This window comes from Methylotuvimicrobium alcaliphilum 20Z (assembly GCF_000968535.2).
In the GTDB taxonomy this organism is placed as follows: Bacteria; Pseudomonadota; Gammaproteobacteria; order Methylococcales; family Methylomonadaceae; genus Methylotuvimicrobium; species Methylotuvimicrobium alcaliphilum.
The window spans coordinates 4,284,993-4,305,457 of sequence record NC_016112.1 but is presented as its reverse complement, the minus strand read 5'-3'; the positions used below and the strand labels follow the sequence as shown (position 1 = coordinate 4,305,457).

The window sequence follows — 20,465 nt, the reverse complement described above, 5'->3', positions numbered from 1 at the left end:
ATGTCGGCCGCACGCCCCGAAGCCTCCTTAGATAATACTGAAACAAAAACAAACCGCATCGTCATTCTTGTCGCATTGGTCGCCATGCCAATCGACTTATCTTCCCCACGCTAGTGCGCACTGCCATTAAGTTAAGCCGTTCGTGGTGAGCCTGTCGAACCATGGACGGCTTAACTTATCGACCCAGGATTTTTCCATTCACCCTTCGACAGGCTCAGGGCGAACGGAAAAATCCTTAACTTAATGGCAGTGCACGCTAGTGCGTGAATGTAGGCGAGTTTGCCCTGAATTGCGGGTGTGATGAGCTCGTGCGTCAAGTCGAGCAACCCCATGTCCCTATTGATCTCATTCACCACCAAACCGATCGCGCCGAATGAGCAAAGTATCGCATCCAGGTCATCGGCGTAACCGCCACCGCCGAGCCCAAAATTCTGAGCGGTATCTTGCACGCTCGCCACGTCGAGGTATTCCCTTTCTATTGAAAAAACGTCTAAAAATGAAAAGATATGGGGATATCTAGCGATGTGTTGTGAAGTTAAGCAATTTCCCTATAATGCAATGATTTACTTCAAATGAGACGAAAACGATGGCTACCTTATTCTGGCTACAGACAGGCGCCTGCGGCGGCGATTCGCTGGCGCTATTGAGTGCTGAATCACCGAGCCTCGAACAAATTTTTTCGGCTCACGGCGTTGAATTGCTATGGCACCCCTCGTTGTCCGGCGCGTCGATGCGCGAGCACGACGCGCTGCTCGAACGCATCGTCAACGGCGAACAAGCGTTGGACATACTTTGCGTCGAAGGCAGCATCGTCACGGCCCCGCGCGGTACCGGTCTGTACGATAGCTACCGCGGCCGGGCGCGCATGGACATCGCGCGTGAATTGGCAGAGCGGGCCGGTACGGTCGTCGCGATGGGCACCTGTGCTGCCTACGGTGGCGTTCATGCCGCGGCGCCGAATCCGGGCGATTGTATCGGCCTGCAATACAACCGTTCGACTCCGGGCGGTCTGTTGCCGCCGGAGTGGCGTTCGCGCGCGGGCCTTCCTGTCGTCAACGTCTCCGGTTGTCCGGCACATCCCCACGCCATGACCCAGACGCTGGCCTGGCTCGCCGCCGGACTGCCGTTGCCGCTGGACGAACTGAATCGTCCTAAGGCGTTCTTCAATACCGTCGTTCATCAGGGGTGTACGCGTAACGAGTATCACGAATACGACATCGAAGAAAACGAACCGGGCGGGCGCGCCTGTCTGTTTTTCAATCTCGGCTGCCAAGGGCCGATGACGCAGGCGGTATGCAACAGCGATCTGTGGAACGGCACCAGCAGCAAGACTCGCGCCGGCGTGCCTTGTTTCGGTTGCACGTCGCCGAGCTTCCCTCGCGACACCGATTTGTTCCTGACTGAGAAAATCGGCGACATTCCGTTGCGCTTGCCGCTGGGCGTCGAACGTCCCCGGTACATGGCATACAAGAATCTTGCCCGCGCCGCTGCGCCGGAACGCGTCAAAGACAAGAAAATGGACGTTTGAGATGGCTACGATTGAAGTCAACATCAATTTGAACCGCGTCGAGGGAGACCTCGAAATCGCTTTGGTGCTCGACGACGGCGTCGTCACGGAAGCTCGGACCGTCGGCACACTGTATCGCGGTTTCGAGCAGATCATGATGGGCAGGGCGCCCCGCGATGCGTTGGTGATCACGCCGCGGGTCTGCGGCATTTGCGGCACGGCTCATCTTTACTCGGCAGTGCTCGCGCTCGAACATGCCTGGCGGACGCCGGTGCCGCCGAATGCGACGCGCATCCGCAATCTTTGCCTGATTGCCGAAGGTATACAGAACGATTTACGTCAAACCTTTCTGTTTTTCGCGCCCGATTTTTGCCATCGGCGTTATAGTCAGCACAGCTGGTTCGACGATGCGGTCGACGCTTTCGAACCGTTTCGCGGTTCGATTTATCTCGAAACGTTGGCTCAAACGCGGAAAGCGGTCGAAATCGTCGCGCATTTCGGCGGGCAATGGCCGCATTCATCCTATATGATACCCGGCGGCGTGACGACGCCGGCCGATCTGCGCCGGCTGTTGGCCTGCCGCTCGGTATTGGATGAGATTCAGCGCTGGTACGAACGGCGCGTCATCGGCGCTTCGCTCGACGATTGGCTGGCCTTGGAAGATGCCGAGCGCTATTTCGCTTGGCTCGATACGCCGGCGCATGCCGGCAGCGCGCTGGGTTTGATGAGCCGCGCGGCCCGCTCGCTCGGCCTACACCTGTGCGCCTCGGGTACGCCGCACATGCTCAGCTATGGCGCCTGGTGCGATCCCGACAGTTGGTCCGCGCCGCACGACGCGCGTGTGCTGCCGGGCGGTTTCTACGACGGCGGAAGCGGCACGGTCGGGCCATACGATCAACAACTGATCAATGAGCACGTTCGTCATTCCTGGTTCCGGCCTTATGACGGCGGGCGGCATCCGTGGAACGGCGAAACCGTCCCCGATTTTCAGCCGAACAGCGACCGCTACACTTGGGCGAAGGCTCCGCGCTACGGCGATAAGGTGGTGCAGACCGGACCGGTGGCCGAGCTGCTGATCGGCGGCGATGCACTGATTGCGTCGCTGCACCAAGCCGAAGGCGGCAGCGCTTGGCTTCGGCAATTCGCGCGGGTCAGGCGAATCGCCGTCGAATTGAAGCAAGCGCGACTGATACTCGACGAGTTAACAGCGAATCTACACGAGCCGCATATTTTGAATCCGGCCAAAACACAGGAAACCGACGGAGAAGGATACGGTCTGATCATGGCCGCGCGCGGGGCGCTCGGGCACTGGCTCAAAATCAAAGACGGTGTCATCGAAAAATATCAAATCATCACACCAACCGCGTGGAACGCCTCTCCTAGAGACAGCGGAGGCTTGCCGGGGCATTGGGAGCAAAGCCTAGTCGGACTGAGCGTTCAGGATCCGGACGATCCCGTAGAAATCGGGCATGTCATTCGCTCCCACGATCCGTGCCTAGTGTGCACGGTACATGTGCTGAACACCGGCACGAGGCTACGTTTCGGGCCATGAGTAATCGGCAATTATGTCATATCGTTTGCTTCGGTAATCCGCTCCACGGTGATGACGGTTTCGGTCCGGCGGTTTACCAACGGCTAGCGGCGCTGCCGCTGCCGGATAACGTGCGCGTGTTCGACGCCGGAACGCCCGGTCTGGCGGCATTAGCGCTATTTCAAGGATGCCATGAGGTGATGGTCGTCGACGCCGTCGCATCGGGCGGCATACCAGGGAAATTAAGCCGATTATCGCCGAATGTTGTTACGGCCGAAATCACGTTACCGGGCCACGGCATCGGCGTAGGCTATTTGTTAAAGGCCGTTGCCGCGTTGCCGGACTGCCCACGCATCGAGATCATCGCAGCGGAAATCCTTGGAGCGGCACCGTTCCGTCCGGGCTTGTCAAAACCGGTGCGCCAAGCTGTCGACGATGCCTTCGTTCTACTGGAAAAATATGCCGAGCAAGTTTCCCGTCAATGAATCGCACCTAAATGAGGAACTGACGCGTTTGCGGGTCGAATTCGAAGCGCTTCGAATCGCCAACGCGGCGCTCGAGCAACAATTGTCGATCGACGCCAAGCAGGCCGATTCGATGCTGCGGGTGCTCGAAATACGTAGTAACGAGCTAAAGGAAGCCAACCTACATCAGCTGAATCAAAGTAATTTCATCCGTCGCGTCATGGATTCGACCGGCGCGATGATGATCGTGCTGGGACCTGATGGGCATATACGCCAAGTCAATCGGCGTTGCGCGCAGGAGTTGACCGGAACCGATTCGATTCCGGACAATCGCGTGCTGGACGACTGGTTGCATCCCGACGAACGACAAGCGCTTGTCGCACAAGCGATCGGTTTGCCGTGGCCCGTTTTTTCTCCGCTGTTTGAAGTCGTGCGGCGTTCGGGTTCCTATGCCGCTGAGCACCGTCTGGGAAGCCGCGACGGAAGCTATCGCCATTATTGGTTTGAGGCGAGTCTGCAACACAACCCTCAAGGCAAAGAAGAAGGCGCCGTCATTTGCGCGAGCGATATCACGCGGCTCAAACAACAACAAGAGCGATTGAGCCGAAGCGAAAAACGCCTGAAAGAGGCGCAAAAAATCGCCCGCCTGGGGCATTGGGAAATGGATTTGACGTGCGACAAACTCACTTGGTCGGAGGAAGTGTGTATTATTTTCGAGCTCGATTCGGCTTCGATACCCCGTAACTATGCGGACTTTCTCGAACTCGTCTATCCAGCCGACCGGGCCGCAGTCGACCGGGCTTTCACATCCGCCCTAAGCACGCATGGTTCTTACGACATCGAACATCGTCTGTTAGCGGCCGGCGGACAAATTAAGTGGATACACGAACGGTGCGTCATCTACTATGACGATGCCGGGCGGGCTTTACGGTTGGTCGGAACGATTCAGGATATCACCGAGCAACGCTTGGCCGAAGAGCAGTTGCGTCTTGCGGCGAGCGTCTTCGACAATAGCCTGAATGGCATTCTAATCACCGATGCGAATACGCGCATCGTCAAGGTCAACCGCATGTTCAGCGAAGTCATGGGCTATTCGTCCGACGAGGTGTTGGGACAAAAACCGAGCTTGCTGAAATCCGAGCACCACGATAAGCAATTTTATCGCAGTCTGTGGGCCGCACTCGAACGGGACGGCAAATGGCAGGGTGAGATTTGGGACCGGCGTAAGAACGGCGAACTGATACCACTGTGGCAAAATATATCGTCGGTGCGCGACGCCATCGGACGCGTGACGCACTATATCAGCGTCTTTTACGATTTAACCCAACAAAAGCAAAGCGCGAAACATATCTACCATCTGGCCTATTACGATGCCTTGACCGAACTACCGAACCGGCAGTTATTCAACGAGCGCTGCGAGCATGCACTGGAGAGGGCGAATCGCGACTACCATCCGCTGGCAGTTTTGTTTCTTGATCTGGACCGGTTCAAGCACGTCAACGACAGTCTCGGGCATCCGGCCGGAGACGAGCTTTTGCGCATGGTCGCACACGCAATCAAGAGTTCTTTGCGCCAAGACGATACGGTCGCGCGCTTGGGTGGCGACGAATTCATCATTTTGCTCGAAAATACCGGGAGCCGCTCCGATGTCGAACAGGTCGCCCGCAAAATCATTGCGTACCTCTCTAGACCTTTCATCGTTCAAGGCCATAAGCTGGAGATCGGCACGTCGATAGGCATCAGTTGTTATCCTGAGGATGGCAAAGACACCATGTCCTTAATCAAACACGCCGATCTTGCGATGTATCGAGCCAAGGAAAAAGGACGCGGTAATTTTCAGTTTTACGAAACGTATCTAACTACGCGCGCGAAAGAACGTCTTTTTCTCGAAAGTGAGCTGCGCGACGCACTGGAACGCCAGGAATTCCATCTTCATTACCAACCGCAATTCGCCTTATCCGGCGGCGAATTGATCGGAGCCGAGGCTTTATTGCGCTGGAATCATCACGAGCACGGCCTGATCGCGCCCGACAAGTTCATTCCGATCGCCGAGGAATCGGGGCTGATCGTCGCGATCGGCGAATGGGTGCTATCGGCCGCATGCAGTCAAGCCAAGGCATGGCTCGACGCCGGTTACGCATTCAAACAGGTCGCGGTCAATCTGTCCGGCGCGCAGATCGAACGCAGCGATATTTTGGCAACGGTCGGCAACGTCCTTGCAACAACGGGACTGCCTCCCCAGCACCTAGAGCTCGAAATCACCGAAACCTATATCATGCGTCAAGCGAAACAGAACGTTCGTATCATGGAAGAGCTTCGCGCATTGGGTGTGAGCCTGGCGATCGATGATTTCGGAACCGGGCAGTCGTCGCTCAGTTATTTGAAACGCCTGCCGGTCGACAAGTTGAAAATCGACCGCTCATTCGTGATGGATATTCCGCAAGATAGCAATGATATGGCCATTACCCGAGCGATTCTCGCACTCGGACACAGTTTGAAACTAACCGTTTTGGCCGAGGGTGTCGAAACCGCAGAACAAGCGGCTTTTCTTAACGAATTAAAATGCGACGAAGTGCAGGGCTATTATTACAGCCGCCCGCTGGACGCCGAAAGCTTCCGGAAGCTATTGGCCAAGCAAAAGTTCGATGCAGATCTTTTTGATTGAAGCCGGGTACGCTAGGTGAGGGGCCAGCATGGAGCTGGCATAGAGCCTACATGGACGTATTCACGGCGTCCTTTGACGGGGACCCCGGTGCCGAATTTTGAACTCCGATGGGTATAGTCATCGCGATATGGATACATACTTTGGGAGATAGGTGTCTATTTGCTTCTAGATGAAAGAAAAATGAAAGGAAAAATGGATAAATTTATATTCGAAGACGCCAATTAATGAAGTCTTTGGAAAATCATGCAGGGTATTTTTATGGAGTAATTTTTCGTAAATCAAGATTAGGCGGGCTGAAATAAGTAGCGGAATGCCGAAATTTGAAATGCGGAAATTATGTCCGGATTAACCCGAATGGCAATGAAAAATATGGAAGTTTAGCCTTGCCATTTTTTGCAAAATAATGTTCTTTCATCCTCTAGGAGGTCATTATGATTCATGCGAACAAGTTGCATAAAATATTTCATCAACGTGCAGTTTTGAAAGCCGGATCTGAAGATCAGTCGCACTTGAAACAATCAACAGAACCGAAAGCCGATACAATGTCGATTTTCGAAAAGATTGTCAGAAAAGAGTGCAGAACCTTGATTCGATATATTTTCCATAACGCTGGTGGCCGATAACGGTCCCAAAGGGAGCAGGTTAAATTATTAATTAAACCTGCTCCCTTCATGTGTAAATGCTTGACTGCAAGCCCCGCTTTGTTGATATCAAATGTAAATCCTGACCTTTAGCTCAATGGAAGTGAGCATGAGTTTTCCGAAAATACGCTATCCTTAAAAAACCTGACACTAAACCAGGAGATGCGGCGATGGACCGCTTTGAACGAATCTACCAATTACACACCATCCTATCCGGTCGCCGAACGCCGATTTCCAATGCCCAATTACAGGAAAAACTCGAATGCAGCGAAGCGACCGTAAAGCGGTTGCTAACACTCATGCGCGACCACTTCGACGCGCCGATCGCCTACGACCGTAAACGCAACGGTTATTATTACGACACCGAAGCCGGCGAACACCCTTACGAACTGCCCGGCTTATGGTTCAATGCCGAGGAATTATGGGGCTTGCTGACCTGCCATACCATGCTGCGCAAAATATCGCCGGGCCTGTTCGGCGAGCAAATCGCACAACTGCAAAACCGGATCGAAAAACTTCTCGCGTTAGATCGAAGCAGCGCAGAACGCAAACTGGAATGCATCAAAATCATCCCGATCGCCTCGCGACAAAAAGTTCGAAATCCATGGTTCGCCAAGATCGCAGGCTCGCTATTCGATAATAAACGCCTCGATTTGGTCTACGACGCGCGTAGCGACGGACAAATAACCACACGCAGCGTATCCCCGCAAAATCTAGTTTACTACCGGGACAACTGGTACCTTGACGCGTGGTGTCACTTTAGAAGAGAACTGCGCACCTTCGCACTGGAACGCATTAAAACCGCCGCCCGCCAAGAAATACCCTCCCAAAACGTCGATCGACAGCAACTCGAAGATTATTTCAGTTCCTCCTACGGCATCTTCTCCGGCAAAGCCGAACACACCGCAAAACTGAAATTCACGCCCGAACGCGCCCGCTGGGTCGCCGACGAACAATGGCATCCGAAACAAACCGGCCGCTGGCACGAAGACGGCAGTTACGAGCTGAACATACCGTTCGGCGATCACCGCGAACTATTAATGGATATTCTCCGCCACGGCGCCGAAGTCGAAATTTTGGAACCTGCCTTTTTACGCGAAGCCGCGATCGAGCAAATTCAAAAAATGGCGAAAATTTATCAAAAAGAATAAGTACCGTATCACGCTTTGATACGGTGGCTATGCATAATGACCAACAAGACCGTTAGACGAGGACGATATGAATCAAGCGCTGTATTACCGATACTGGGGTAAAGCCAGGCCGGATGCGGAAAATGCCGATGGTCCGGCCTATCATTTGTTGCCGTATCATTGTTTGGATGTGGCGGCGGTGGCTGATCAATGGTGGGAAAGTAGCGCTCCACTTCGACAGCAATTCAGGCAATCAATCGAGGTAGAAACAGAAGAAAAAGCCTATGCCTGGCTGATGTTTTTTATCGTTTTGCATGACTTGGGTAAGCTGGATATTCGGTTTCAGATGAAATCGTCCGTCACGATGCAAAAGTTACAAACCGATATATACACCACTCTTAATAGCTTAGTGGATACCAAGTACGATCACGGCTGTAATGGCTATGGTTGGTTTGAGCAAGAAGTTTCCGAATATGGTTTTGATTGTATAAGTGAAAATGAAGCCATGGACTGGATGCGGGAAGTGGCAGGGCATCATGGGCGCATTCCTGACAACGATTCGTTGGTAGAGCCTGCGTTTATTAGTGATGACATTAAGCGACAAGATAAACAGGCACGCATTGAATGGGTGCAAAGTCTTAAAAAACTGTTCTTGGAGCCTGCTGGCTTGGAATACAGCGACATCCCAGAGACCATGCCACGCATGCTTGCAGGATTTTGTAGCGTCTGTGATTGGATAGGATCATCGAATGATTATTTCCCCTATCAAACGGCAATACAAACCGATCTAAAAAGCTATTTTGATTCGCGTTTACCTGCCGCCAAAAATGCACTAAAGGCGTTCGGTGTGTTGTCGAAAGTGAGCGGTAAAGGGGGCATGACTGTTCTATTCCCAGACTACAAGCCACAAGGTTTACAAACAGTAGTTGATAGTTTTCCTCTTGAACAAGGATTAACGATTATCGAAGCACCTACCGGCTCTGGAAAAACCGAAGCTGCATTAGCTTACGCATCAAAATTATTAACGTCCAAAACTGGATATGGCAGCAGTATCATCTTTGCATTGCCGACCCAAGCCACTGCCAACGCAATGTTGAAGCGATTAGAAAAGGTTGCCGATAAATTATTTGATGGCGGTGCAAGCGTAGTTTTGGCGCATGGCAAAAGGGATTTAAACTCTGACTTCAAAGCCATTCTGGCAAATTCCCGATTGACAGCCCAAGGCGCTGAAGAAGCGCTGGTACAATGCTCAGAATGGCTGGGAGCGAGTAAAAAGAGATCATTTTTAGGGCAAATGGGCGTATGCACCATAGACCAAGTTTTATTATCGGTGCTGCCGGTGCGCCATCAATTTGTCCGTGGCTTTGGTATTCAAAAAAGCATTTTAATTATTGATGAGGTTCATGCCTATGACAGCTACATGTACGGTTTACTATCTGAAGTACTTAAGCGACAAAAGCAAGCCTCCGGGAGTGCTGTTTTATTGTCCGCGACATTGCCGCATCATCAAAAAGCCAAATTATTACAAAGCTGGGGTGTTCAATCGGGACAGAAAAATCCGGCGTATCCGTTAGTGACCCATGCGTCTGCCAATCAAATTTCTCCCTTTGAATTGCCGGAATCCGAGCAAACTGCTGAACGCATTGTAAATGTTGAAACATGGCGGGCTGAGCAGCTCGTTTTATCGGCAGAGCAGTTGGAAAAAATCGTTCAAGCCGCTGAGCAAGGTGCGAAAGTTGCTGTAATCTGCAATCTGGTTAGCGATGCGCAACATTTTTCCCATCAGTTAGCCGCATTAACGACGATTCCAGTTGATTTATTCCATTCGCGCTTTCGATTTGTTGATCGTCAGAAAATAGAGCAAGAAATTTCCCGCTATTACGGTAAGAATGAAAAAGAACGTGCGTCAGGTGGGCGAATTTTGGTGGCAACCCAAGTAGTTGAACAAAGTCTCGATTTAGATTTTGACTGGATGTTGACTCAGCTTTGTCCGGTCGATTTATTGTTCCAGCGTTTGGGTCGACTGCACCGGCATCAACGCTATAACAGACCGCTAGGGTTTGAACATCCACGGTGCGTGGTGATTGTGCCGGCTACAGAGACTGTCTACGGTGATACCCGCTATGTTTATCAAAATCTAAGGGCCTTGTGGCGAACAGAACAATTTCTGAAAAATAAAGTAATTGTCTTTAGTTCAAATCAGGAAGATTTAAGAGCTTATACCGCATATCGGGATTGGATAGAAAAGGTTTACCGTGAAGAAGCATGGGGCGATGAGCCGGAAGCAGTAGAAACAGCCTACCAAAAATATTCAGATGAAGTAGTTGGCGTTCAGCGCATGATTGCAAACATGATAATTCATCGGAAGGTTGAGGAGATTAAAAGCGATGAAAGCGATAAAGCCGGATCACTGACGCGTGACGGTGAAATGAGTTTAACCATTATTCCGGTCATTAAAAAACAAGGCAAGTTTTTTACCTTAGACGATGTTGATTTGGAGGGCTTGGAAAAATGGCAGTATTGGGAGGCGATCAACTTGAACTCGGTTTCTGTCACTCAGAGATGGCAGGATCAACTGCCTAAAGCAGATGCTAGAGGATTGCGCTTTTTACCGATGGTTCTTGAAAAAGGACACTGGATTAGTCGGCTGGAAAAGGTTGCGTTTATTTATTGTAAAGAGATAGGTTTGGCGATAAAGAAAACGTAAGGAACAGCGGTTTTGACCGTATCTTACAAATCGCGCCTAATTTTGGACTGGAGAAAAAATGAATTTACTGATTGATAATTGGATCCCCGTATCGTTAAACGGTGAAGCGCAACGAATTTCCTTAAAACAGTTGTTGTGCGATAAGCAAAAACAAGATTGGCATTTAGCGGTTTTGCGTGACGATATGGATCTCGCTGCCTTGCAGTTACTTGTTTGCTTGGTGCAAGTAGTGTTGATGCCGGAAGATGCAAAAGCCTTGAAAAAACGCTGGTCTGAACCGATGCCTGAACTAGAGTATGAGCAGGCCATACAACCATTTATCAGCTGGTTTGATCTGCTTCACGCCGAGACACCTTTTATGCAAAGCGCCACAGTGACACCGGAGAAAGGCAATAAAAATTGGGCATCGTTACAGAAACTGTTTATAGGTTTGCCTGAAAAAACCAGCACCAGTGCATCATCTAATGGTTTTTTTAACACGCCTGACGAGATTCAGGCTGTTCATTTGGGCGATGCTGCCATTGCTTTATTTCAGCAAGCGACTAATGGTTTTAGCTTAGGGGGCGCGGCATTTTCAGTAGGTTTAAAAGGCTCAATGCCGTTAACAACCCTAGTTTTAAGTGAGAATTTAAGAAAAACCATTTGGACAAACGTACTGAGTAAAGCGTTTTTACAGGAGAAAGCCCCCGAATTATTGAGTGCAGAGATTCGGCAGCCCACTTGGGTTATTCAGCCGCATACAGACAAACAAGAACACGCGCTGCAAATCGGCTTGTTGCGAGGTTTATTCTGGCAACCTGCAAAAATAAAGTTGGAAGTTAAAAATGATTTGGCCACTGGCTTTTTTAAAAATGCCGGCATGTGTAGCGTTCCAGGCTTTTGGCAACACCCCCATACTCCGATTGACATACTACGGCTACACACAGGCAACGCGAAAGAAAAACCCTTTCTTTCAGCTCGCAATGATTTGCCGTTATGGGGGCAAATGTTGTGTTTTTTCTATACGAACAAGCAATTGAAAATAGTTGATGCACAGCAAGAAGGTACAAGTTGTGCGTTGGTCGTACAGCAATATCAAGATAACAGCACTTGGCGGGGGCGTAATATCAAATTAGCCGTAGGCGGTTATGTTAAAGGCGGGAGCGCAGAAAGTCTGGCCGGACGTAAACATGAAACTTATAGTCTTTCTACCAATTGGGAAAATAAAAGTGCTGAAATGGATCATTTAATTAAGATGGGACTTGAAGTTTACAAAAAATTGGATTGGGCAATGAATGAATTTGCTCGTATCGCCATAGATAAGGGCAAGCATAAAGGCAAAGAATCGGGTTTTAAAAAAGCAGTAAAAGGTAAAGCCAAGCAAGCGTATTTCGAAAACTCAGAAAGTATGATGCACAGTATTTTAAGAAAATTGGCCTGGGAGGACATAGCGTCTTATCAAAAACAATTTGCAGCTTTAGCTCGGAAAATTTTTGAACAAATTATGGAACCTTATGAGCATGAACCTAAAATGCTACAGGCCATTATTGAAAGCCGCGCCCTGTTAAACAATAGGCTAAATAAAATGGGAGCAGTACATGACTAAGCCGGAAAATGATTATTTAAAGTTAGTAGAACGCTATAAGCAACTGGATAACGGCCAGAAGGCCATGTTACGGCGTACAACCAGTCCTGATGATATGCCGGGAATTGCTGCGTTCTATCAATTAATCAACGCGACTAAATTTCAATTAAAACAACACGAAAAACAGGCAGCGCAGGTGGTTTATTTTTTACCTTGGGTGCAACAGCGAACTAATGGCACACCACTCGGCAGATCATTACAAGAGCATGGCATTAGCGAGAAACGCTTGTTTTTAGTGGTACGTAGAGAATCTCCTGATGATTTGATTCAGTTAAGGCGGGTTGTGCAACAAATAAAACCCATTGCTTATGCCGACTGGACAGAGCTGGGTAATCTTCTGTTTTATTGGGGGAAAAAGAACAAGCACCAATTGATGCGTGATTTTTATATTTCCTTATCATCCCAAACCCAAGAAACAACAGAGGTTTGATCATGCCTATCATCAGCCGTTTTTTAGGCATCATTATTACCATGTATTGGTCAGATCACAGCCCGCCCCACTTCCATGCCAAATACGGCGAGTACGAAATTATCGTCACCATCGATGGCGGCATTGTTGAGGGTAAGTTCCCAAAACGAGCGTTAAAACATGTGTTGGAATGGTTGGATTTGCATCAGGAAGAACTATTTGAAAATTGGCGTTACTGTCAACAACGCGAGCCTTTAAAAGAAATAGCCCCTTTGGAGTAACCGCAATGATATTACACGTTATCGATGCCAAGCATCTGCAAGATTACCGAATATGGCTCAAATTTAACGATGACGTAGAAGGCGTTGTCGATTTAAGCAACGAATTGTGGGGAGGTATGTTTGAACCGCTTAAAGATTTGAATGTGTTCAACCAAGTCAAATTAGATAAAGAACTCGATACTATTGTTTGGCCCAATGGCGCTGATTTAGCCCCTGAATTTCTGCATGAATTATTACAATCACAAGGAACCCTAAATGTCTGATAAAAACTTCGTCAATTACCACATCCTGATTTCTCATAATTCCTCCTGCCTAAATCGTGATGATATGGGGATGCAAAAAACCGCTGTTTTTGGCGGCACGCGACGGGTGCGGATTTCCAGCCAGAGTTTGAAGCGGGAAATGCGCAAGCCCCGTTTGCAAGAACATAGCAACAATTATTGGCAGCAAAACTTGGGAGAACCGTCTATCCGCACCCGCGATTTAAGCAAGTTGAACGAGAAGTTTATTGAAGAACTAAGTGACGAATTTGAGCCCGCTTTTGTTAGCGAAGCAATTGACCGCTTTGTGAAAACTGCTAAAGCGACTGCTGGCGAAGCCGACGCGTCAGACAATGGCGATGATCCAGCTGAAAAAGGGGCGGCCAAGAAAGCCAGCAAAAAAATTGCCGTTGCGCCTTGGGTAAGCAATGAAATTAGGGAAATTTGCCGTGTCATCAAAGCAGTTAAAAATGAAGGCTTATCAGCGGATGAAATGAAAAAGATTGAAGATACAAAAAAGAAGAAAGAGAACTTAGAGGATTTAATAGAGAAAGCGATTAACAAAAAAATAGAAAAACAATTGAAGGAGAAAGCCGAAGCCATCAACAACGCCCTCGCTTCCGCCGTGGACATTGCCCTGTTTGGGCGTATGACAACCGATGGCCTTATGAGCAAAGTTGACGGCGCAATGGCGGTCGCCCATGCCATCACTACGCATACCGTCGATGGCGATATTGATTGGTTTACGGCAGTTGACGATTTGATTCAAGACTCCGGTGAAACAGGTTCAGGCCACTTGGATACCCAAGAATTCAGCGCCGGTGTTTTTTACCGTTACGCTAGCCTTAACCTGTCGCTGTTGCAAAAAAACCTGGGTGTTGACCGTGCGCGGGCATTGGAAATCGCCAAACATTTTTTACATTTACTAGCCACCACTATTCCATCCGCTAAACAAAATAGTTTTGCCGCATTTAATCTTACCGATTTTGCCTGTGTATCGTTGAGTGATATGCCTATTTCCTTAGCCAATGCTTTTGAAGAACCTGTTGCAAGAGGACAAAAAGGTGGTTTTCGTAAACCATCAATTGATGCTTTTTGCGAATATAAACAAAAAACTGATGATATTTACGGTTTTAAAGACATGACTGTTTTTTTCAGTAGTGAAAATTGTGCTTTACCATCCACCCAACGCATGAAAACCTTAGCCGAGTTGGAGCAATGGTTACAAAATGACGGCAAGGTATAGATCATGCAGGATTACCTTATCATTAAATTGCAAGGCGCTATGCAGGCTTGGGGAGGACATACTTATGAAGATTATCGCCCCAGCTTAATATTTCCAACGCGTAGCGCGATTGTCGGCTTGTTAGGTGCGTGTCTTGGCATCGAGCGCGAAGAAATAAAATCCTTAAAAAAACTGGATAAGAGTTTTCAACTGACAGTTCGGGTTAATAAACGCAAAATTGCCCAGCGGAAAGGCGCAGAAGACAAACTCGTGTCAATGCAAAAAATCACTGATTTTCATACTGTGCAACATGCAAGAAAGGTTGACGGAAAAGCTAGGCCTGAAGCAATAGTTTCAAGGCGCGAATATCTTTGCGATGCTGAATTTACAGTAGCGCTAGCTTTTTCAGAAAATACTGATTATGACCTGGAGCGAATCAAGCAGGCAATCAAAAAGCCGGTTTACACACCGTTTCTAGGACGGCGTTCTTGTCCAATACAAAGCCCTCTATACGAAACAGTCGTGAGCGCACACAATGTACAAGCAGCCCTGAGTTTAATTGAGCCCTATCAAGGTACGCTTTACAGTGAAATAGCATTGGACGGTGGTACACCAATGATGGTGCGTGATCAACCCTTATTTGCTACTAACGTGCGCCAATTTAACAACCGAAAAATTTATATTTTAGGTTCGGGAGACAAGTATGTACCTGAGTAAAGTATTCATTGATTTTAAAAAACCGAAAAATATCTACCAGATACATCAAGACTTATGGAAATTGTTTCCAGGTCAAGACGATAAAGTGCGCAGCTTTTTATTTCGAGTTGAGCAGCAACAAGTGGGTGTAGGTGCATCTATTTTGATGCAGTCTGAAATAGCGCCAAGTGTTGGAAATAAACAGGTCAATTTGCTGGCTACGCGAGAGCTTCCATTAATCATAATTAAAAACCAGCGCTTGCGTTTCTTGCTGGTTGCCAATCCGGTTAGAACCATAAAAGATGAGCAAGAGAGAAAAAATAAAAAAGGGGAAATTAAATCTAATCGTGTGCCCCTGATAAAAGATGAAGACCGTCAAAATTGGCTAGAACGCAAACTGCAGTCATGGGCGCAGCTCGATAGTTTGGTTATTCGTCCTTGCCCTCCGTTGTACTTTTATAAAAAAGATGAAGAAAATCCAAAAGGTCACAGCGGCAAGATTGTACCTGTTACATTTGAAGGTGTTTTGATCGTACAAGAACCGGATAAATTTATTGGGCAAGTCCAACAAGGTATCGGCCCGGCCAAAGCCTTCGGCTGCGGCTTGCTGTCGGTAGCCAAAGTTTGATGATATAGTCGGCACGGCATGCCGAATGTAGGCGGCGAATATGAAAATCAATGCCAGATTAGACGATCAAAGCGAACAAGACTTACTTTTTATCCAGGAACAAACCGGCGAAACCGTAACCCGGATTATCAAGGAACTGCTGGCGGAAAAAGCCGAGTCGTTAAGGCAAAAAACTCACTCCGGCGCCAAGATGAAGGCTTTGTTGGAAAGCAATTTTGTCGGGTGAGCCGAAGGGCCGGAAGATTTGTCGGAAAACTATAAAGACTATCTTTATAACGGCTTGAAGGAAAAGCACGGTATCAATTGATATTCTCTCCATTGATATCCGAGACTTTCAAGCCTACCGTTGAAAAATCATAAACCTTTTCAAAACCGGTTTCTGATGCTTCGCCCGCTCAAATCCGTCGGCTGCGGCTTGCTTTCTGTTGCCGAGGGCTTAGTGTTATAGTCGACCGACAAAGAGTCGCATAGGAGATTTGAAATGCGTATTACCGCTCGAATTGACGAAGATTACGAACAGAAACTGAAAGCCATACAACGGAAAACGAATCTGAATACGACGGAAATCATCAAAATTGCCTTGGATTTACTTTATGAAAAAACGGAATTATCGGGCGCAGAAAAAAACCGGATGTTAATCGATAAGTTGGCCGGCATAGGCCATGGGCCAAGCGATGGTTCGGTCCGGTATAAAGAATATGTCGCAGAATATATCGATGAAAAACTGGGTCATCGCTGATACCGGTTTTTGGTATGCGTTGCTCAACAAGGATGACTCATATCATCTTAAAGCCGTTGATATGCTTGGCCGGATTGATGCCGGTTTGGTTTCGACTTGGCCAGTCATAACGGAAACCAGCTATTTTTTGCAATCGAGATTGGGGCAAAATCAAGCTTGTGCATTTCTCTCGACATACGATGAAGGCTTGTTCGACATTTACGAACTGCGTCCCGCTCACTTGAAACGGATGATAGTGTTGATGCAAAAATACGCCGACTTGCCGATGGATTTAGCCGACGCCTCGTTGGTTATTTTGGCGGAAGAATTGGGTCACGGACGCATTCTTTCTACCGATATGCGAGACTTTCAAACCTACCGTTGGAAAAATCGCAAACCCTTTCAAAATCTTTTGTTTCCGGATTCCTGATGTACAAGCAAGCTCATGTGAAATTATTACAACGCATTCAGGTCAATCAATATACACAAGCCGAAGCCGCTGTAGTCTGCGGCATGACGTTACTGCGGATTAACGATGTGTTGTGAGGGCGACTTTGCAAATTATCACTCGACGCCAAGCGAATATGGTAACGGCCTTGGGCTCCGGCTTAGAGTTCGTTAGGTTGCTGGTGATGATCTAATCCGGTCTGAAATTTAGACTTATTTGCGAGTATGCAGAATGAAATTGTCCGAAAATATAAAACCCATCAGTTACTTAAAAGCCAATGCCGCCGAGGTGATCGAAAAACTCAAAACCGACCATCAACCGCCGGTTATCACTCAAAACGGTGAAGCGGCCATGGTGATTCAATCGGTCGCCGATTATGAACAAACCCAAGAAACGCTGGCGTTGCTAAAGTTGTTGACCCAAAGCCAACAGGCGGCAGTAGAAGGAAAGACCGTCTCCAGTCAAGAGGCATTCGCAAGGCTACGCCAGCGCCGCGGATTGATATGAACTCTTCGGTCTGGCTATCCGTGCCGACCTTGTCTGATTTACTGTCGATCTTCGTAGAATCAAACAGCACCAGTAAACAGGTGCTAAAATCCGGTCTTAAAATCAGTAAGGATGAGCAGATGCAAACTAAATTTTCCGAAGATGTTATTTCGCTAAGCGATTTAAAGATAAATCCGGCCAAGGTGATTAATCAAGTAAAAGACACCCATCGGCCTATATTGTTAACCAGCCGGGGCCGTGGAGTCGCAGTGGTGCAAAATTTGGATGATTACGAAAAAGATCAAGAAGAGCGTGCCTTTATGAAAGCCGTCGCCCAGGGCTTGATGGATGTGAAAAATGGCCGAGTCATGGAGTTGGCGGAAGTCAAAACCAAGTTAGCTATTGACTAAATGAAACTACTGTTTGCCGATTCAGCCATTAACGATCTTATGGACATCAAAACCTACTATCGGGAGCAGGGGATCGAGCACATCGGCGAAAAGTTTGTTTCTGGGATCATTGCCCATCTTGAAGTCCTGATCAAACATCCCGAGATTGGCAGGATCGTGCCGGAATTTGCCGAGCCCAAAATTCGCGAACTTATCCACCCGCCTTTTCGAGTCGTTTATTGGTTGGACAATCCGCAAATCCATGTCGTTAGGGTTTGGCGGAGCGAACGATTGTTGCAACTTCCTGACCTAAACCAATCCTAGCCTATGCTTCCACCTTTAAAACCCATCGCCATGAAAGAACGCGTATCTATGGTCTTCATCCAGAAAGGCCAAATCGATGTCAAGGACGGCGCCTTCGTCGTCATCGACGAAACCGGTATCCGTACCCATATCCCGGTCGGCAGCATCGCCTGTATCATGCTGGAACCGGGCACTCGGATTTCGCATCATGCCGCAGCATTGGCCGCTAGAGCCGGTACCTTGCTGGTCTGGGTCGGCGATGCGGGCGTTCGGCTTTATGCTTCCGGACAGCCGGGCGGCGCAAGGTCCGACCGATTGTTGTATCAGGCCAAGCTGGCTTTGGACGACACAGCGCGTTTGAAAGTTGTTCGCAAAATGTACGAAATCCGTTTCGGCGAAAAGCCGCCCGAACGACGGAGCGTCGAACAATTGCGCGGCATTGAGGGCGCCCGAGTCAAAAAGACATATCAACTGTTGGCCAAGCAGGTCGGCGTCGAATGGAAGGGCCGCAAATACGATCCGTCGCAATGGGACAAAAGCGACATGCCGAACCGCTGCATTAGTTCGGCGACCGCTTGTCTTTACGGAATCTGCGAAGCGGCGGTATTGGCCGCCGGCTATGCGCCGGCGATCGGATTTATTCATACCGGCAAGCCCTTGTCGTTCGTTTACGATATCGCCGACTTGTTCAAATTCGACGATATCATTCCGCACGCTTTCAAAATCGCTGCGAAAAATTATCACGATCCGGAGCGTGAGGTGCGCCTGATGTGCCGGGATATCTTTCGGCAAACCAAAATCCTGAAAAAAATCATCCCGACGATCGAAGATGTCCTTGCCGCCGGCGAGTTGGAAATTCCGAAGCCGGCCGAAGAAAACATCGAGCCGGCAATACCGAACCCGGAAAACATCGGCGACGTTGGGCACCGAAGTTAGCGCTAAACTATTCGTAATTCGAATTTCGGCGCATTCGTGCTAACTCTCTCCCGAAACGAGCCGGGATAAGGGGAGCAAAAAACGAAATTTGAAGCGCGATAACAATATTTACTCACCACTCACCGAATCATCATGTTAGTCATTGTCGTTGAAAATGTACCGCCGAGACTGCGAGGTCGTTTAGCCGTCTGGCTCATCGAAATCCGAGCAGGAGTTTATGTCGGCGATTTATCGGTTAAAGTCCGCGAAATGATCTGGCAACAGATCGAGGCCGGTATCGAAGACGGCAACGCCGTGATGGTTTGGTCGACCAATACCGAGTCCGGTTTCGATTTCATGACGCTAGGCAAAAACCGACGCCTGCCGGTCGAGCTCGACGGGCTGAAACTCGTATCCTTTTATCCTATTGAAGACGATGAAGCCAAAGCTCTTTAGCATTCCCCACACCCGTGGGGATGAACCGCTCTTTAACAATCCGGAAATACCGAAAATAATCGGTAGAAATTTGCAGGTTGATTTTCTGTTTATCTAACAATCGGTTAAGATAAGTGCGTTCCCCACGCCCGTGGGGATGAACCAGATACGGCCTTTGCTGCCGGTACGGGTGTCAAGCGTTCCCCACGCCCGTGGGGATGAACCGCTTCTCAAGAAGGGCTTGGCATGCTGTTGGGGGCGTTCCCCACGCCCGTGGGGATGAACCGGATCAACGCCTCGACTGGATTGAACATCAGCGGCGTTCCCCACGCCCGTGGGGATGAACCGCTGCTATTGTGGGCATGGGTGCCGCTTTCCTAGCGTTCCCCACGCCCGTGGGGATGAACCGCTACTTTGGTATGTTGATCTGGACGACACCACGCGTTCCCCACGCCCGTGGGGATGAACCGCCATTTGCATCAGATACGGCTGAAAGTACACGGCGTTCCCCACGCCCGTGGGGATGAACCGTTGTTATCCCCGAAAATATACCGGCATACAGAGCGTTCCCCACGCCCGTGGGGATGAACCGTATACGCATTCGTCCGCTCGATACCCGTCGTCGCGTTCCCCACGCCCGTGGGGATGAACCGCGGCAGCGCTCAATGCAGTGTTAATCGCTATCGCGTTCCCCACGCCCGTGGGGATGAACCGACAAACCGAATCATGAACAAACATTATAAAAAGCGTTCCCCACGCCCGTGGGGATGAACCAGGTCCAGCGCCTTGCTCTTGCGGTTCATCTCCGCGTTCCCCACGCCCGTGGGGATGAACCGTTGTAAATGACGAATTCATGTGCGTTTGATTTGCGTTCCCCACGCCCGTGGGGATGAACCGGTGGGGATTGGTATTTAGACGGCATTGGTCGCGCGTTCCCCACGCCCGTGGGGATGAACCGCCTTACCGCTTGATCGATGTAGTACCATTCTTGCGTTCCCCACGC

The 20,465-nt window shown here is 49.2% G+C and carries 22 protein-coding genes and 1 CRISPR repeat array (1 of these 23 only partly in view); of the genes, 21 read left to right on the top strand and 1 reads right to left on the bottom strand.

Features of this window, described 5'->3' with window-relative positions; translation table 11 throughout:
* Positions 1-170 precede the first annotated feature (170 nt).
* On the bottom strand, positions 171-524 hold the full coding sequence (locus MEALZ_RS18280) for a putative zinc-binding metallopeptidase (protein ID WP_162473024.1): 354 nt from the start codon (positions 522-524) through the stop codon (positions 171-173).
* A 62-nt stretch (positions 525-586) separates the two neighbouring features.
* Between MEALZ_RS18280 and MEALZ_RS18275 the strand changes: the two genes are divergently transcribed.
* From MEALZ_RS18275 to cas2e, 21 genes are all read left to right on the top strand, one after another.
* On the top strand, positions 587-1,528 hold the full coding sequence (locus MEALZ_RS18275) for an NADH-quinone oxidoreductase subunit B family protein (RefSeq protein WP_014150137.1): 942 nt from the start codon (positions 587-589) through the stop codon (positions 1,526-1,528).
* Position 1,529: 1 nt separating this feature from the next.
* Positions 1,530-3,059, top strand: coding sequence for a nickel-dependent hydrogenase large subunit (locus MEALZ_RS18270; RefSeq protein ID WP_014150136.1), 1,530 nt, complete (start codon positions 1,530-1,532; stop codon positions 3,057-3,059).
* Positions 3,056-3,523, top strand: coding sequence for a hydrogenase maturation protease (locus MEALZ_RS18265; RefSeq protein WP_014150135.1), 468 nt, complete (start codon positions 3,056-3,058; stop codon positions 3,521-3,523). The genes MEALZ_RS18270 and MEALZ_RS18265 overlap by 4 nt, the downstream gene beginning before the upstream one ends.
* Complete coding sequence (locus MEALZ_RS18260) at positions 3,498-6,167, top strand: sensor domain-containing protein (RefSeq protein WP_014150134.1); 2,670 nt, start codon at positions 3,498-3,500, stop codon at positions 6,165-6,167. Before MEALZ_RS18265 ends, MEALZ_RS18260 begins: the two co-directional genes overlap by 26 nt.
* An 811-nt stretch (positions 6,168-6,978) precedes the next feature.
* Positions 6,979-7,959: a helix-turn-helix transcriptional regulator gene (locus MEALZ_RS18250; protein ID WP_014150133.1), complete on the top strand. Its 981-nt coding sequence runs from the start codon at positions 6,979-6,981 to the stop codon at positions 7,957-7,959.
* Positions 7,960-8,026: 67 nt separating this feature from the next.
* Positions 8,027-10,645, top strand: a complete 2,619-nt coding sequence (cas3, locus tag MEALZ_RS18245) for a CRISPR-associated helicase/endonuclease Cas3 (RefSeq protein ID WP_014150132.1) — start codon at positions 8,027-8,029, stop codon at positions 10,643-10,645.
* Positions 10,646-10,703: 58 nt separating this feature from the next.
* Positions 10,704-12,230 carry a type I-E CRISPR-associated protein Cse1/CasA gene (casA, locus tag MEALZ_RS18240; protein WP_014150131.1) on the top strand — a complete coding sequence of 509 codons (1,527 nt, stop codon included), beginning with the start codon at positions 10,704-10,706 and terminating at the stop codon, positions 12,228-12,230.
* Complete coding sequence (gene casB / locus MEALZ_RS18235) at positions 12,223-12,699, top strand: type I-E CRISPR-associated protein Cse2/CasB (protein ID WP_014150130.1); 477 nt, start codon at positions 12,223-12,225, stop codon at positions 12,697-12,699. The genes casA and casB overlap by 8 nt, the downstream gene beginning before the upstream one ends.
* 2 nt (positions 12,700-12,701) lie before the next feature.
* Positions 12,702-12,959: a DUF4160 domain-containing protein gene (locus tag MEALZ_RS18230; protein ID WP_014150129.1), complete on the top strand. Its 258-nt coding sequence runs from the start codon at positions 12,702-12,704 to the stop codon at positions 12,957-12,959.
* 5 nt (positions 12,960-12,964) lie between these two features.
* On the top strand, positions 12,965-13,222 hold the full coding sequence (locus MEALZ_RS18225; RefSeq protein ID WP_014150128.1) for a DUF2442 domain-containing protein: 258 nt from the start codon (positions 12,965-12,967) through the stop codon (positions 13,220-13,222).
* On the top strand, positions 13,215-14,465 hold the full coding sequence (gene cas7e / locus MEALZ_RS18220) for a type I-E CRISPR-associated protein Cas7/Cse4/CasC (RefSeq protein WP_014150127.1): 1,251 nt from the start codon (positions 13,215-13,217) through the stop codon (positions 14,463-14,465). Before MEALZ_RS18225 ends, cas7e begins: the two co-directional genes overlap by 8 nt.
* A 3-nt stretch (positions 14,466-14,468) precedes the next feature.
* Entirely contained in the window at positions 14,469-15,161 is a 693-nt protein-coding gene (gene cas5e / locus MEALZ_RS18215; RefSeq protein WP_014150126.1) for a type I-E CRISPR-associated protein Cas5/CasD, read from the top strand.
* Positions 15,148-15,768: a type I-E CRISPR-associated protein Cas6/Cse3/CasE gene (gene cas6e, locus MEALZ_RS18210; protein ID WP_014150125.1), complete on the top strand. Its 621-nt coding sequence runs from the start codon at positions 15,148-15,150 to the stop codon at positions 15,766-15,768. The genes cas5e and cas6e overlap by 14 nt, the downstream gene beginning before the upstream one ends.
* A gap of 40 nt (positions 15,769-15,808) precedes the next feature.
* Positions 15,809-15,994: a hypothetical protein gene (locus MEALZ_RS18205; RefSeq protein WP_014150124.1), complete on the top strand. Its 186-nt coding sequence runs from the start codon at positions 15,809-15,811 to the stop codon at positions 15,992-15,994.
* 255 nt (positions 15,995-16,249) lie between these two features.
* Positions 16,250-16,507, top strand: coding sequence for a ribbon-helix-helix protein, CopG family (locus MEALZ_RS18200; RefSeq protein WP_014150123.1), 258 nt, complete (start codon positions 16,250-16,252; stop codon positions 16,505-16,507).
* Positions 16,485-16,916 (top strand): type II toxin-antitoxin system VapC family toxin, encoded by a 432-nt coding sequence (locus tag MEALZ_RS18195; protein ID WP_046061244.1) that lies wholly within the window; start codon positions 16,485-16,487, stop codon positions 16,914-16,916. The genes MEALZ_RS18200 and MEALZ_RS18195 overlap by 23 nt, the downstream gene beginning before the upstream one ends.
* Positions 16,917-17,165: 249 nt before the next feature.
* Positions 17,166-17,441 carry a type II toxin-antitoxin system Phd/YefM family antitoxin gene (locus MEALZ_RS18190; RefSeq protein WP_014150120.1) on the top strand — a complete coding sequence of 92 codons (276 nt, stop codon included), beginning with the start codon at positions 17,166-17,168 and terminating at the stop codon, positions 17,439-17,441.
* 29 nt (positions 17,442-17,470) lie between these two features.
* Positions 17,471-17,830 (top strand): type II toxin-antitoxin system Phd/YefM family antitoxin, encoded by a 360-nt coding sequence (locus MEALZ_RS18185; RefSeq protein ID WP_198482313.1) that lies wholly within the window; start codon positions 17,471-17,473, stop codon positions 17,828-17,830.
* On the top strand, positions 17,831-18,133 hold the full coding sequence (locus MEALZ_RS18180) for a type II toxin-antitoxin system RelE/ParE family toxin (protein ID WP_014150118.1): 303 nt from the start codon (positions 17,831-17,833) through the stop codon (positions 18,131-18,133).
* A gap of 3 nt (positions 18,134-18,136) precedes the next feature.
* Positions 18,137-19,048: a type I-E CRISPR-associated endonuclease Cas1e gene (gene cas1e / locus MEALZ_RS18175; protein WP_014150117.1), complete on the top strand. Its 912-nt coding sequence runs from the start codon at positions 18,137-18,139 to the stop codon at positions 19,046-19,048.
* Between the two features lie 132 nt (positions 19,049-19,180).
* On the top strand, positions 19,181-19,483 hold the full coding sequence (cas2e, locus tag MEALZ_RS18170) for a type I-E CRISPR-associated endoribonuclease Cas2e (protein WP_014150116.1): 303 nt from the start codon (positions 19,181-19,183) through the stop codon (positions 19,481-19,483).
* Positions 19,484-19,598: 115 nt separating this feature from the next.
* Positions 19,599-20,465: a CRISPR direct-repeat array (repeat unit 29 nt; unit sequence GCGTTCCCCACGCCCGTGGGGATGAACCG); it runs 566 nt beyond the window's last position.